We start from the raw sequence: 13691 nt of genomic DNA, 5'->3' as shown, positions 1-13691 counted from the left end.
AACAAGGAAGGCTAATAATAGATAAATAAACCTTAAGAGTATTATGAGTTAATTTTACGATTTTTATTCATTTCAACTAGCATTTTAGCCCATTCAATGGGAGAGTTTTTCATCGGTAATTTTAACTTTTGGCTTAATGAGTATAGCGTAGGTGCAGGTATATCTGAAAGAGATTGCAGAGTTGAACTCATTAATACGCTTTCAGGGGCGCCATCAGCAATCAGTTTTCCTGAAGATAAATGGATAACCCGCTGAAAATGACGTGCTGTAAAATCAAGATCATGGCTAATAGCAAGAACAGATGTGCCTAATGTTTTTTGCACTTGAAGCCAGTTCTCAAAACACGTTAGCCAATATGCATCGAAATCACGAGTCGGTTCATCAAGCAGTAATATTTGAGGAGATAAAATACTCAAACTTGCAACAGCAACCATTCTGCGTTGACCTGCGTGTAAATCTAAAGGATGAACATCAGCAACATCACTTAAACCGCAAAGCATCAATGTTTCATCTAAACGTTTTTTAATCTCTTCTTTAGAAAACTTGCGTCGTTTTAGGCCAAAAGAGACTTCTTTTTCTACTGTATTATGAAATATTTGTCGTTCAGGCTCTTGGAATAATACACCAATATATTGAGCTCGTTGCTCTGCTTTCATTTGAGATAATGACTGATGGTTGAGAGTTACTTCACCTTCATTCGGTGTTAACAATCCTGCAATTAAACGTAATAAGGTTGATTTACCCGCACCATTATCACCAACGAGTGTTATCCATTCCCCTTGATTTAACGTTAAAGATAATTGAGAAATACAGGGTGGAACATCTTCACTCCAACGATAAGTTACTTTATCAAGCTGTAACATAAAATTCCTTAAAAGCCTTAAGTAAAGCTTTATCGTTATTTACAATATTTTTATTCCAATGATGATTTTCAATTAACCAATTTAAAGCTAGCCAAGCATCAGGTGCATTAATTGTTGTAAATAAAAAAGGAAATATATCTTCTAAGGCGCCTGCTACTTTTGTTTTTCCTGCTTCTAATAATAAAAATTGTTCACTAAGTGTTATTGCTGGTAATAAATTACGTTCAAAAATAATCACACTACATTTGTGCTCTTGTGCATACTGTTTAATGCGTTGTTGTAATTGTTGTGTTGCATTAGGTGTTAAACGACTAAAAGCTTCATCAAGTAATAATAATTTAGGGTGCATAGCAAGGGCGCTTGCAATTACAACACGCTGAGCTTCTCCGCCTGAAAGAGTAGAAGGGTGACGAAAACGAAGGTTGTCACATTGTGTTAATATCATTGCTTCTTTTACGCGAAATCGAACTTCATTATCACTTAACCCTAAATTTTCAGGGCCAAAAGCAATCTCTTGTTCTACTGTAAAAGCACAACCTGAAAGTTGTAATTGAGGGGATTGTTGAACAAGTTGTCTTCCTGGAGCCAGTGATACTAACCGACTCTTATCTAGAGCAATGTTTTGCACAATACCTAAGCCTTGCACTGAGCCTGTTAATAAATCGGGATACCAACCTGCTAATAGTTGGGCAAGAAGGCTTTTTCCACTGCCATTTCCTCCCAAAACAACAAGCCATTCCCCTTGTTTTAGTTGTAGATCAATAGGGCCAAGAATAGGTTTTTCATCGCCTTTGGGGGTAAAACTAAATTGTTGAAGATTTAATACCATAGCCAAATAGCTCCTTCAACAAAGATAAGCAGTAAAATAAAATAGCGTAGCATCTCTTGTAGTGGTGTATCGACAGGAGGAGAAAGCGTGGTACGTTTTGCAATAATACGAAATCCTCGCATATCTAATGCAGCACTACGAATAGTCAAATCACTTAATACATGGCTAATCAGTGGTAGGATAATGGCTGGTAATGTTATTAGGCGTTGCCAAAATGAACCATCAAGAGGTACACCACGTGCTAACTGTGCTTCTCTTATATTGTGCAATTGTTGGCGTAGCTGTTCTACAAGTAACAAAGGACCCGCAAATAAATAGGAAAGGCTCATAGGTAGACGGCTAGCAAATAAGGCTCTAATAAATTGTTCGGTTGAAGTGTATTGTAACCACAATTGAGCACCACTTATTATTGCTAATAATCTTAGCCATAGCGTTATTGCCATAGTTTGTTTACTGGTATCTAAAATGCCACCTGTTAACCAATAAGCAAGCCAACCACTATGAACTAACCATAAGCCTATCGCCATGGGGATCATCAGCCATGCAATAAGACGCCAACGCCAGCGAGAGGCTTTCCAAAGTAATAAGCCAATAAAAGTACCACTGCTGATAATCAGCAGTGGTAAGCTTAGTGATAAGAAAAGCACACTGGCACTTAGCCAAAGCCATAGTACCAGTGAGGTAAAGGGATGCATTATTAACGAACCTTAGCCATTGCAGGAAAATTACGTTGTGTCCTTTGCGGTAATTGACGTACTAATAACCAAGCAATAATCGCTGATAATATTTTATCGGCGAGATTGGCACCTAATACAGTGATTGCAACGGATTCAATCAGCCCTTCACCAACCGCATGAAAATAAGCGACAAAGAAATCTGCACCACTGCCTGTGGCTCCACCAAATAAATAAGTACGAATTGGAACGGCGACAATCATTAACGCTAAAGTAATAATAATACCTGAGCCAATAACGCGAATTAATGAACGAAAACCTCCCGCACGCGCTAATAAACCTGCACTTAATCCTATCATCATAGCAACAGGTGCAAATGCAGCCGCCATTGGACCACTAATTAATCCCCATAATAGGTTGGTTAATAATCCAGTAAATAATGCAACCCATGGACCACCTAATAAGGCACAAATAAGTGTACCGATAGAGTCTAAAAAGATAGGAAGTTTGACCATTGAGGTGATTTGACCACCGATCATATTTATTGCAATAGAAACGACAATGAGCACAAGAGTGCGGCTCGAAATTTGAGGCGTTGTAGACATAGTTTAAAAACCTTTACAAAGGATAGTTATTATTGGTTTTATTATTTTGCGTTAATAAGGTTCTCTGTAAAAAAGACGATTAACGCGGTGTGATGACCAACTCTTCATAACCAGAGTATTCACAAGGCTGACGGCTAAAAGTCACTTGCTCTAACTCACCAATAACGAGCTCTAGCGTCGTGCGCACTGTACAACCTGGCATCATATGTCCACCACACATAATTCCATTTTCATCTGATACGGCTAAATGAAGATGTTCGCCTATAGCATCTAATGTGCCAATCAGTGAAACAATTTCAAATTTACCCGTAAGATAGCGATTTTCTTCGCGTCCAGCAAAGCGCAATGCAACATCAGTTAGGCTACCTACACAACCTGCAATGTAAGACGATTGTAGTTGATTATCGGCGATTATCTGTCGTAATGCCACAATCACATCTTCACCTGGAATAAGGCGAACCGCAATAAAGCGGACATGAGAAGAGGGAAGTTGTGTTTGAGACATGATGATTTACCTTATGATTAATTACACTGAATTAGTGAAGTTAGCTAATTCTAAAGGTTGTTATTATTAGGCGAGATAAGTGTAAATACAATTTATTCTGTTTATAAGATAGAGAAGGTGATACAACCTAATTTATTTTTAAAGTCGATTTTGCAATATTGCTCTCTATAATCGTTACCAGTACTACTGACTAAAGCTGTAGCATTCCAACTATTTGAAGACGACGATCTTTCTGTAATATAGGGTGGTACCTGCAGCTTCATTGGCATATATATCAAATTTGGCTAGGTGTGATTTCCAACATTTCATGTTTACTATTGTATTGTACGGAATTTTGTCAAGACGGGTTTGCTGCCTGTGCTGTTGATAAGTTGATGGTTAGTGTGGTAGCTATAAACAACAATGATCTTATAATATTTTTAAATCTTAATGTTGCTCTTTTTATTATAGCGTATTTGATTAATTATTTTTATAGTGTTTATGACATCAATGTAAAACAGATTAAAACTATTTTATCTACTTTGATATAATCTCATAGAGGAACATCATGATTAACGTATTGCAAAATTTAAAATCACATTTATCTAATAGAGCATTATCTGCGCCTGATTTGACACATAACGATCTATCTTTAAATAATACTTCTTTTCCACGTGATTTATTAAATTGTGAAATAAAAAACAAGGAAATTACATTGAGTAATAGAAATAAAGGTTTTAAAAATAGAGAGTTAAAAGATATTAAGTTTGATTTTTTAGTTTCTAATCTAAGTAATGTTAATTTTATAAATGACAATCTCGATGGTGTCGAGCTTAATTCTAAAGCTAAATCTTTTAATAAAACTGAAAATGATTATCTCTTAAACGAAAAGTTAAGTGGTAATCCATTAAATAAAATAAATACAATAAGTGATAAATACAAAGAAATAAAAATACAACTTGTAAAGCAGATTATAGAGTCAATAAATAATAGTGGTGAGATGAAATTAGAATCATTTCCTATTGACTCAATAATCGATAATATAATATCTAAGAAATATCATTTAGAAGATAGGGATATTAAAGGTTTTGCTAAAAAGTTATTAGATATTAAGCATTTAAGGGATGGGCTTGACATGTATTCTAATAAGCTCTCTTCTGGTACTTTATCCTTTATTTTAGATCTAATCAGTGAGCTTGATAATGAAAATCTCAAAGAATACATGATGGGAAAAAATGATTGTTTCATTAAATTGATGGCATTGTCTGTTTATCATAATGACTTAGCGATTCAGGAAAAAGGAAGGTCCTTATATAATAAGTATCTTGAAATAGAAAAAATAAAAGGCTTTGTTAAAAAAGAAAATTTTGGGAATAATAAAAAAGTTGACTGGAGCGATAAGAAAAATATCAATTATATTATTGTAAGTGGTGATAAAACGATAGTTATTAGCCATGAAGACCTAGTAAATATGTTATTTTCTGATGAGAGATTGATGCATACAAGTTGGAATAAATTTTCTCTTTATATCAAAGGTGAAAGAAAACTTATTGAACAAACTAATTATTATAACTTATTTAATAAAGACTTTGAGATGTTTAAAGATAGTTATAATGCACTTCACACAAAGTAAAGTTAGATAAGTTATTACTGTTATTAAACTTAGAGGTAGATATAATGTTTAATCGACATATAACAATATATTGGACACGATTTAAATAAGAAATATTTTTAAATTTAGAATATGGCAGGAAGCCAAATATGAGAAGTTTTCGTTAAAAAAACACAAAGCTCATTTGTAGTGGCTTTGTGTTTTGATTTTTTATTTAATTCTTATTGGGGGCTTCTTAGTGATTAATTCCGTATCATGCTAAATAATCAAATTATAATCTATATGTTTCATTAATTTAGCGTTATCACAGTAATCGACGGGAATAGCAAGAACAGCAGGACCATTAACAGTTATTGCTTCATGTAAGACGGTACGTAATTGAGAGGCACATTCAACAGAAAACCCTTTAGCTCCAAAGGATTCAGCATAACGTTTAAAATCAATTGCACCAAATTTTACGCCAGAACAACGACCATATTTTTCTTGCTCTTGCATTTCTACCATATTATAAGCGTTATCTACCCAGATAATATGTAAGATATTTGTATTTAAACGAACCGCCGTTTCTAATTCCATGGACGATTGCATAAAGCCACCATCACCAGAAACAGAAATAATTTTATCAGAAGGCCGAACAAAAGAAGCACCAATTCCCCAAGGTAATGCAACTCCCATAGTTTGTTGTCCATTAGAAATTAACATTTGTCTTGCTCTAAAGCTATAAAGATAGCGTGCAAGCCATATATGAAAACTTCCCATATCAATACAGAGTGTTACATCGTTATCAATAATATTTTGCATCTCATGGATGATGGTTAAAGGATGAATAGGGGAACCATGTCGAAAATAACTATTTTGTTGCAAAATTTCTCTTTGGTGACGAATTTTCTCTAAAATCTGACGAGTATTATTTGAGAGTGTAATTTGTGATGTAGATTGTTTAGCAAAATACTGAGTTAAATTATTTATTGTTAATTTGATATTACCTGTTAATTCTAAATCAGGACAGTAAGCTAAATCAATTTCAGCAGGGATCTCGTCTATATGAATAATATTGGCATTATTGTGATTCCATAATGACGGTTCATATTCTATAGGGCTATAACCTAAAGTAATCACTAAATCGGCATGAGATAATAACTCATCACCCGGTTGATTATTAAATAAGCCAATACGGCCAGCAAATAAAGGAAAATGGCGTTGAGCGATCGCACCTGCTGATTGATAAGTGCCTACAATCGGGAGCGGGCAAATATCGAGTAGTGCTTGTAATGCTAATGCATTTTCAGGGTAACTAACTTGTAGTCCTAATAAAATAACGGGACTTTTCGCATTCAGCAGTAATTTAACGGCTTCTTGGATAGCATCATTATTAGCGCCTCCCATATTAGATTTTGATTTTGGTACTAATATTGGGCTATCAACTTCATTATTTAAAATATCCATTGGAAATGTTAAAAAAGCTGAACCGGGTCTTCCTGATTCTGCATGGCGAAAGGCATTAGCCATGGTTTCAGAAATAGATTTTGAAGAATCAATTTCTGCACAGAATTTAGTGATAGGATTAAACATGGTAACGGTATCCATGCTTTGATGAACTAGTTTTAATCTATCTGAGGACTTTACTGCTCCTCCCAATGCAACTAATGGATCGCCTTCTGATGTGGCAGTGGCGATGCCTGTCGCAAGATTAGAACATCCTGGTCCTGATGTTGCGATAGCGACTCCCGCTTTGCCTGTTAAACGTCCAACTGCGGCTGCCATAAAGGCAGCGTTAGCTTCATGACGAACCACCACTGTTTCAATAGTTGAATCAACAAGAGAATCAAATACACGATCTATTTTTGCGCCCGGAATACCAAATACTTGTTTAATGCCATGTTGTTCTAATTGTTTGACAACTAAATCTGCACCACATTTCCAATGAGGAGTATTCATATAACCTTCTTTAATTTTGCAAGTGAATAAAAAATTAGATTGAGAATAAAATGAAGCGGCTTTTAAATTAATTTTCGGCTTGCTCTATTGCCTGGCGAAGATTATCTGGCATTAAGTTCGCTTGGAGGAAAGTTGAATGACTGGGTAAATCAATAGTAAGGCGGGAAATAACACCGATTTGTAAGATGCCTTGTTTTAAATAATAATCAAGGACGTGACCACCACCTTGGCGTTGTTGATTAATATAATGTTCATGAAATCCTGCAACATTTATTCCTTGAGTAAATTGTGGTGAGCGAAATCCAGCAATAATTCCAGTCTCATTGTGAAATGTAAAAATAGGTTGATTTTCAATAGCCTCTAACATTGGAAGATAGGGGGGGGCTTGACGGGGAACGGTACGTGTTTTGACTAGCTCAAATTCGCCTTCAATTTTGATCGCACAAAATAAATTATCAGAAGGAACATACTGATTAATGATATTGTGTATCTCTTTTTGTGATGCGCCATAAGAAAAGTGATGTTCAATATCACAATTAAAAAATGTCATTACAGCGAAAGGAGATTTTTGAGAATGCAAAGCTTCACGAGCACTACCATCAGAGCGTAATTGAAAAACATTATTGTCGAATGCAACGAGTTCGCCATCAAGTTGTTCAAATGTGCCTAAACCAAAATCACCATGCTTTAATAATTCAGCAATTGTGATATCACTATCATAAACACCTGCAATCAAACTGCTCATTAATGAGTTTTGATAAACAGTACATTCAGGATGTTTATTAATATAATTATTTAAGTTTGTAATTATTTCTTGTCCACATTGACAATAATTATTTTTATTATTTTTTATATCACTATTATCTCGCACATTAGATTGAAAATTATTATTCATGGTAAAGCCATTCCTTTCCTTTATTTAATAAACAATAATCATTAACTGATTATGAATTAAGTATTAGCCTTATTCATAAATATTTCAAATGTTTTTTATTGTAATTAAATAAGAAGTGATAGTTATGATTCCGTAAATTAAATATAACTTAATTTTTATAATTAATTATTTTTTAAAGATATTAATCAGTGGGGTTTTATTAATAAGATAGAGTTAGAAATATGATAGGTGAAAGTTCTAGCTAAAAAGAGTTAGATTAATAGTTTTATAGGTGGGTTACTAGAAAGATAAGATAAATTATCTTTTGATATCTAAAATATTCGCTTTGGGTGATGAAAGTGTATGCGAATAGGTTCAGGAAAAGACGTGAATGTAATAGTGAGTATATTGTAGTTTCTATTTGTAATTATTAGTTAATGGAAGGAAAGTTTTTAATGATAACATTTAAATTAAATTGAAATATCGATAAAAAACCCACGAATTATTCGTGGGTTTAGATATGATGTTTAGTATAAATAGCTATTACACATTAAATAAGAAGTTCATTACATCGCCGTCTTGAACGATATACTCTTTACCTTCTGCACGCATTTTTCCTGCTTCTTTCGCCCCTTGTTCACCACCGTAAGTGATAAAATCGTTATAGGCGATGGTTTGGGCACGGATAAAGCCTTTTTCAAAGTCAGTGTGGATTTTACCTGCGGCTTGCGGCGCTGTTGCACCTACAGGGATTGTCCATGCACGTACTTCTTTAACGCCAGCAGTGAAGTAAGTTTGTAAGTTCAGTAATGAGTAACCCGCGCGAATAACACGGTTTAAGCCAGGCTCTTCAATGCCTAAATCTTGCATAAACTCTTCACGTTCAGCATCTTCTAACTCAGCAATATCAGCTTCAATTGCGGCACAAACAGGAACAACCACAGAGCCTTCTGCTTCGGCAATTTTGCGAACAGTTTCAAGATAGGGATTGTTTTCAAAACCATCTTCATTAACGTTTGCAATATACATTGTTGGTTTTAACGTTAAGAAGCTTAAATAACGAATAGTCGCTTTTTCTTCTTCCGTTAAATCTAAAGCACGTAACATACCCGCATTTTCTAAATGCGGTAAGCATTTTTCTAACACTTCCATTTCTGCTTTAGCAACTTTATCGCCACCTTTGGCTTTTTTCTGGTTACGATGCATTGCGCGTTCACAGGTATCTAAGTCAGAAAGGGCAAGTTCAGTATTGATAGTTTCGATATCTTCAGCAGGATCAACTTTGCCCGCAACGTGAATGATATTGTCGTTTTCAAAACAACGAACCACATGGCCAATGGCTTCAGTTTCACGAATATTAGTTAGGAATTGGTTGCCTAAACCTTCGCCTTTAGAAGCACCTTTTACTAAACCTGCAATATCAACAAATTCCATTGTGGTAGGTAAAATACGCTGTGGTTTAACGATTTCAGCCAGTTTATCTAAGCGAGGATCAGGCATTGGAACAACACCTGTGTTTGGTTCGATAGTACAGAATGGGAAGTTGGCTGCCTCAATACCTGCCTTAGTTAAGGCATTAAACAGTGTAGATTTTCCTACGTTAGGCAGACCGACGATACCACATTTAAATCCCATAAACGTTCACCTTGTCACATAAACACAACAGAAGGGAGTATTCCTGTTGTGTGCTGTTAAAAAAATTTGGCGCTATTATAGAGCAAATCCCCGATTGATTAAATCATCAGGGAGTATTCGCACAAAAGAAGAGAGGTTTTACCCTCTGAAAAGTAAAATTACTCAATCTATCAATATAATGATTACGCTTTAAAGCTATGTAATCGGTTTATTGCTTTCTCATAACCATCACGCATTAAAATATCTGTGCATGAAAGTGCTTCATCAATAGCGTCATCAATTAATTTTTGTTCACTTATCGGCGGTTTGCCTAATACAAAACCCACTACTTTATTTTTATCACCAGGGTGACCAATACCAATGCGCAAACGATAGAAGTTAGGATTATTAGCAAACTTATTTTGAATATCTTTTAATCCATTATGGCCGCCATTGCCACCACCTAACTTCATTTTGACAACACCGGGTGGTAAATCGAGTTCATCATGTGCAACTAAAATTTCATCAAGCTCAATACGATAGAAATTTGCCATTGCTTGTACCGCTTTACCACTTAAGTTCATAAAAGTTGTAGGCACTAATAATCGAACATCATTACCATTCAAATTAATGCGCGCGGTATAACCAAAGAATTTACTCTCTTCTTTTAGAGATTGTTGATGACGTTGAGCCAATAAATCAACATACCAAGCTCCCGCATTATGGCGAGTCTGGGCATAATCTGCACCGGGGTTTGCTAACCCGACGATAAGTTTAATTTTACTCACAATAGCCTTTCACTGTTATCGTCTTAAAAGAAAGGTCATAGTTTACCTGTCTAAGCTCAGAAGCACAAAATAGATTACATAGAATGTTTTTTTGAAATGATAATCAAAGGGAATGTCACTTCTTTGATTTAACAAAAAGAGCGAAATTGACAAATTTGGTTCTATTTTCTTCTTTTGAAATAAAAAAACACATTTTTTGTTAAGAATTATCAATAAATTTCGAGGCGATGTGATCCCTTCGACAATAACTTCTTAGTATTTATGGCTATAATAACTACAAAGAACAAAAGGTTATTCGATGTATTTTGTTGTTGAATCGTCTGACGATGCGCTTGGAGGTGCAACATGAAATATAAACATGCATTTGCAGTTGGTAATTTATGTATGGCTATTGGGATGATTGTTATGCTCGGTAGTCTAGGTTATACACTTCTTACTCATATTTTCCCATTAGGATTGCCTGAATTTTTATCAGATATCTCTTTGATGGGGATCTTTATTGGTGCTTTAGTTTGGTTAGCAGGTGCCCGTATCGGTGGTAGAGAAACAATAGCAGAAAGATATTGGTGGTTACGTAACCATGATGAGCGTTATCGTCGTCATGACAATCATCGTTATCCATAATGTTATTATCACAAATAAATATCAGAATAGATAAAAAAAACAATGAAGCTAAAACTGATGTTGAGTGAATAATAGTTGTCATTACGCATTGTAATACACATCTATAGACCCGTTTAATGATAACGGGTTTTTTGTTGCCTAAAATTTTTAATTTAGAAAAAACAACAAAAAAACCCGCCATAACAAATGCTATAGCGGGTTTAGTTATCTCAAATTACAATGAATGTTATAACAAATTAATGTTCAAACATTGCAGAGATTGACTCTTCATTGCTAATACGGCGAATTGCTTCAGCCAACATGCCAGAAAGAGTCAATGAGCGGACTTTATTTAATGCTTTGATTTCTGCTGATAACGGAATTGTATCGCAGACAACCACTTCATCAATAACAGAGCTTTTGATGTTCTCAACAGCATTACCAGAGAAGATTGGGTGAGTCGCGTAAGCAAATACGCGTTTCGCACCACGCTCTTTCAGCGCTTCAGCTGCTTTACACAATGTACCGCCTGTGTCGATCATATCGTCAACAAGGATACAGTCGCGGTTAGCAACATCACCAATAATATGCATAACTTGAGAAACGTTAGCACGAGGGCGACGTTTATCAATGATAGCCATATCAGTGTCGTTTAGCAGTTTAGCGATAGCACGAGCGCGAACAACACCGCCAATATCTGGAGAAACAACAATAGGGTTGTCCAAATCTTTTTGAAGCATATCTTCTAAAAGAATTGGGCTGCCGAAGACATTGTCAACCGGTACATCAAAGAACCCTTGGATTTGTTCTGCGTGTAAGTCACAGGTTAAAACGCGGTCTACGCCTACACTAGATAAGAAATCCGCAACAACTTTTGCCGTAATAGGAACACGGGCTGAACGAACACGGCGATCCTGACGGGCATAACCAAAGTAAGGAATAACAGCAGTGATACGACCAGCGGAAGCTCGACGTAATGCGTCAACCATGACTACTAATTCCATTAAGTTATCATTAGTAGGTGCACAGGTTGATTGAATGATAAATACATCACCACCACGTACGTTTTCGTTGATTTGCACACTGACTTCACCATCGCTAAAACGACCTACAGCCGCGTCTCCTAGGCTAGTGTAGAGTCGGTTGGCAACACGTTGAGCCAGTTCCGGGGTTGCGTTACCAGCAAAAAGCTTCATATCGGGCACGAGAAAAACCTCAGGCTTGCGTCCAGAGAGAGATATTGTTGACCTGTAGAGAACGTGTTTATGAACATAAGGTTTGTAAACATCATTTTACGGGTGCAATAACACAGGTATCCTTGAGCGGAATAAATGCAGAGGGGAAATGTTGACGCCTTGCGCTACAAACCCATGCACCCACTCAGGGGCGTTAATTAACACTTCACTAGCGGCAACTTGTGAGTCGAACTCGCCGAACACACATGCACCTGTCCCAGTTAAGCGTGACGGTGCATATTCTAACAGCCACGAAAGCAGATATTCAACCTCACGAAAACGTTTTCTTGCGATCATTTCACAGTCATTTTCAAACGGAGCCTTTAATAATGCGCCAAGAGAGCGAATAGGAGAATTACGTTTTAATTCTGGATCTGTGAAGATTGTCGGTGTTGGAATGGAAATTCCAGGATGTGCGACCAAATACCACTGCTCTTTTGGTTCTGCTGGGGTCAAAATTTCACCAACACCTTCGGCGAATGCGGCATGACCTTTTACAAATACGGGGACATCTGCGCCTAAACTAACACCTAATTCGGCTAAGGTTTCGTCGCTTAGTCCTGCTTGCCAATGGTAATTAAGTGCAATTAATGTCGTTGCTGCATTGGATGAACCGCCACCTAAGCCACCTCCCATAGGAAGTTTTTTATCGACACTGATATCTGCACCGTGATACTGCAAAGAGATATTATGTTGCTGGCAATAATCACGCAGCAATTTAGCGGCTTTAATAATTAAATTATCTTTATCTTTTACACCATCAATTGGCGTTAAGATAGTTAACTGGGTATCATCACGAGGTGTAATGGTTAATGTGTCACCATAATCTAAAAACTGAAATAACGTTTGCAAATTGTGATAACCATCAGGGCGTTTTCCCGTGATGTAGAGAAAAAGATTTAATTTGGCAGGAGAGGGCCAACTTAGAGTCATTGCTGTATATCCCAGTTATCCATTTTTAATTTGATAGTACGTTCGCCCTGTTTTAACTCAAGGCGCTGTGGCAAGTTTGGGGTGGTACTTGAATCATAAGCTTGGTAAGTCACGATCCAATCACCTTCAGGTGCTGGTAATGTGACAGATTTTAATAAGTGATTAGCATCTAACTCGAAATCAGTTGCATCACCTGGTAAACCAATAAGCCAAGCACGCAGATTTTTGAGTGGAATAACCATACCTGTAAGTTGGTAGATCATCTCTGCAGGGTTGTCGCTATAATATTTTTTACCGTTATTATCAGTAACTTCAATTACGCCGGGCATGACATTTAAATCAAGTTCGGTTGTACCTAAAGGATTGGTAAGTAATAAGCGATAACGCTCATCGGCTCTGTCTTGCCAATAGAATCGGGCATAGGTTTTGTTGGTATCTTCGATATAAGCAAAAGCGCCTCGGGTTTCATATTGTGAAATTTTTTTTAATGCTTGTTGGCGAGCTTGCCATTGCACATCGTTATCAGATGCCAAACCTTGAGTCTTTATCTGATTTAGATTACAGGCACTCAGCAACAACGCCGTTAGCGGGATAAGGCGCAGGAGTTGTTTGGTTGAAAAAAAGCGTGAACACATAGCT

14 protein-coding genes are annotated in these 13691 nt (G+C 36.3%); 2 read left to right on the top strand and 12 right to left on the bottom strand.

Annotated features, from left to right (window positions below; translation table 11 throughout):
• Positions 1-41: 41 nt before the first annotated feature.
• From DK858_RS12055 to DK858_RS12035, 5 genes are all read right to left on the bottom strand, one after another.
• Positions 42-863, bottom strand: a complete 822-nt coding sequence (locus DK858_RS12055; protein ID WP_109397619.1) for an energy-coupling factor ABC transporter ATP-binding protein — start codon at positions 861-863, stop codon at positions 42-44.
• Entirely contained in the window at positions 850-1692 is an 843-nt protein-coding gene (locus DK858_RS12050) for an energy-coupling factor ABC transporter ATP-binding protein (RefSeq protein ID WP_109397618.1), read from the bottom strand. Before DK858_RS12050 ends, DK858_RS12055 begins: the two co-directional genes overlap by 14 nt.
• Positions 1683-2387 (bottom strand): energy-coupling factor transporter transmembrane component T, encoded by a 705-nt coding sequence (locus tag DK858_RS12045; RefSeq protein WP_194294843.1) that lies wholly within the window; start codon positions 2385-2387, stop codon positions 1683-1685. The genes DK858_RS12050 and DK858_RS12045 overlap by 10 nt, the downstream gene beginning before the upstream one ends.
• A 2-nt stretch (positions 2388-2389) precedes the next feature.
• Positions 2390-2971 carry an ECF transporter S component gene (locus DK858_RS12040; protein WP_099075517.1) on the bottom strand — a complete coding sequence of 194 codons (582 nt, stop codon included), beginning with the start codon at positions 2969-2971 and terminating at the stop codon, positions 2390-2392.
• 79 nt (positions 2972-3050) lie between these two features.
• On the bottom strand, positions 3051-3476 hold the full coding sequence (locus DK858_RS12035) for a PPC domain-containing DNA-binding protein (RefSeq protein ID WP_109397617.1): 426 nt from the start codon (positions 3474-3476) through the stop codon (positions 3051-3053).
• 547 nt (positions 3477-4023) lie between these two features.
• Between DK858_RS12035 and DK858_RS12030 the strand changes: the two genes are divergently transcribed.
• Positions 4024-5088 (top strand): hypothetical protein, encoded by a 1065-nt coding sequence (locus DK858_RS12030; RefSeq protein WP_109397616.1) that lies wholly within the window; start codon positions 4024-4026, stop codon positions 5086-5088.
• Positions 5089-5325: 237 nt separating this feature from the next.
• Here DK858_RS12030 and alsS read toward each other — a convergent pair whose 3' ends face one another.
• The 4 genes from alsS to pth form a co-directional block, all read right to left on the bottom strand.
• On the bottom strand, positions 5326-7005 hold the full coding sequence (gene alsS, locus DK858_RS12025; RefSeq protein WP_109397615.1) for an acetolactate synthase AlsS: 1680 nt from the start codon (positions 7003-7005) through the stop codon (positions 5326-5328).
• Positions 7006-7072: 67 nt separating this feature from the next.
• On the bottom strand, positions 7073-7900 hold the full coding sequence (budA, locus tag DK858_RS12020) for an acetolactate decarboxylase (protein ID WP_109397614.1): 828 nt from the start codon (positions 7898-7900) through the stop codon (positions 7073-7075).
• A 522-nt stretch (positions 7901-8422) separates the two neighbouring features.
• The gene (gene ychF, locus DK858_RS12015; RefSeq protein WP_109397613.1) at positions 8423-9514 is read right to left on the bottom strand and encodes a redox-regulated ATPase YchF; all 1092 of its coding nucleotides are present in this window, start codon (positions 9512-9514) and stop codon (positions 8423-8425) included.
• Positions 9515-9696: 182 nt separating this feature from the next.
• Positions 9697-10281, bottom strand: a complete 585-nt coding sequence (gene pth / locus DK858_RS12010; protein WP_109397612.1) for an aminoacyl-tRNA hydrolase — start codon at positions 10279-10281, stop codon at positions 9697-9699.
• Between the two features lie 345 nt (positions 10282-10626).
• Between pth and ychH the strand changes: the two genes are divergently transcribed.
• Positions 10627-10905, top strand: coding sequence for a stress-induced protein YchH (gene ychH / locus DK858_RS12005; protein ID WP_109397611.1), 279 nt, complete (start codon positions 10627-10629; stop codon positions 10903-10905).
• Between the two features lie 236 nt (positions 10906-11141).
• Here the strand turns inward: ychH and prs are convergent, their stop codons facing one another.
• The 3 genes from prs to lolB form a co-directional block, all read right to left on the bottom strand.
• Positions 11142-12089: a ribose-phosphate diphosphokinase gene (prs, locus tag DK858_RS12000; RefSeq protein WP_036912921.1), complete on the bottom strand. Its 948-nt coding sequence runs from the start codon at positions 12087-12089 to the stop codon at positions 11142-11144.
• A gap of 87 nt (positions 12090-12176) precedes the next feature.
• Positions 12177-13052: a 4-(cytidine 5'-diphospho)-2-C-methyl-D-erythritol kinase gene (gene ispE / locus DK858_RS11995; RefSeq protein WP_109397610.1), complete on the bottom strand. Its 876-nt coding sequence runs from the start codon at positions 13050-13052 to the stop codon at positions 12177-12179.
• On the bottom strand, positions 13049-13687 hold the full coding sequence (gene lolB, locus DK858_RS11990) for a lipoprotein insertase outer membrane protein LolB (RefSeq protein ID WP_109397609.1): 639 nt from the start codon (positions 13685-13687) through the stop codon (positions 13049-13051). Before lolB ends, ispE begins: the two co-directional genes overlap by 4 nt.
• Positions 13688-13691 lie beyond the last annotated feature (4 nt).

The organism is Proteus faecis (genome assembly GCF_003144395.1).
GTDB lineage: Bacteria > Pseudomonadota > Gammaproteobacteria > Enterobacterales > Enterobacteriaceae > Proteus > Proteus faecis.
The sequence above is the reverse complement of the archived record's forward strand: the minus strand, read 5'-3'. Positions and strand labels throughout refer to the sequence as shown.

Coding starts and splice junctions, on each gene's coding strand:
- DK858_RS12040 (WP_099075517.1), bottom strand. CDS start 2,971: ATGTCTACAACGCCTCAAATTTCGAGCCGCACTCTTGTGCTCATTGTC.
- ychH (WP_109397611.1), top strand. CDS start 10,627: ATGAAATATAAACATGCATTTGCAGTTGGTAATTTATGTATGGCTATT.
- DK858_RS12030 (WP_109397616.1), top strand. CDS start 4,024: ATGATTAACGTATTGCAAAATTTAAAATCACATTTATCTAATAGAGCA.
- DK858_RS12050 (WP_109397618.1), bottom strand. CDS start 1,692: ATGGTATTAAATCTTCAACAATTTAGTTTTACCCCCAAAGGCGATGAA.
- DK858_RS12045 (WP_194294843.1), bottom strand. CDS start 2,387: ATGCATCCCTTTACCTCACTGGTACTATGGCTTTGGCTAAGTGCCAGT.
- alsS (WP_109397615.1), bottom strand. CDS start 7,005: ATGAATACTCCTCATTGGAAATGTGGTGCAGATTTAGTTGTCAAACAA.
- DK858_RS12055 (WP_109397619.1), bottom strand. CDS start 863: ATGTTACAGCTTGATAAAGTAACTTATCGTTGGAGTGAAGATGTTCCA.
- budA (WP_109397614.1), bottom strand. CDS start 7,900: ATGAATAATAATTTTCAATCTAATGTGCGAGATAATAGTGATATAAAA.
- DK858_RS12035 (WP_109397617.1), bottom strand. CDS start 3,476: ATGTCTCAAACACAACTTCCCTCTTCTCATGTCCGCTTTATTGCGGTT.
- lolB (WP_109397609.1), bottom strand. CDS start 13,687: ATGTGTTCACGCTTTTTTTCAACCAAACAACTCCTGCGCCTTATCCCG.
- ychF (WP_109397613.1), bottom strand. CDS start 9,514: ATGGGATTTAAATGTGGTATCGTCGGTCTGCCTAACGTAGGAAAATCT.
- ispE (WP_109397610.1), bottom strand. CDS start 13,052: ATGACTCTAAGTTGGCCCTCTCCTGCCAAATTAAATCTTTTTCTCTAC.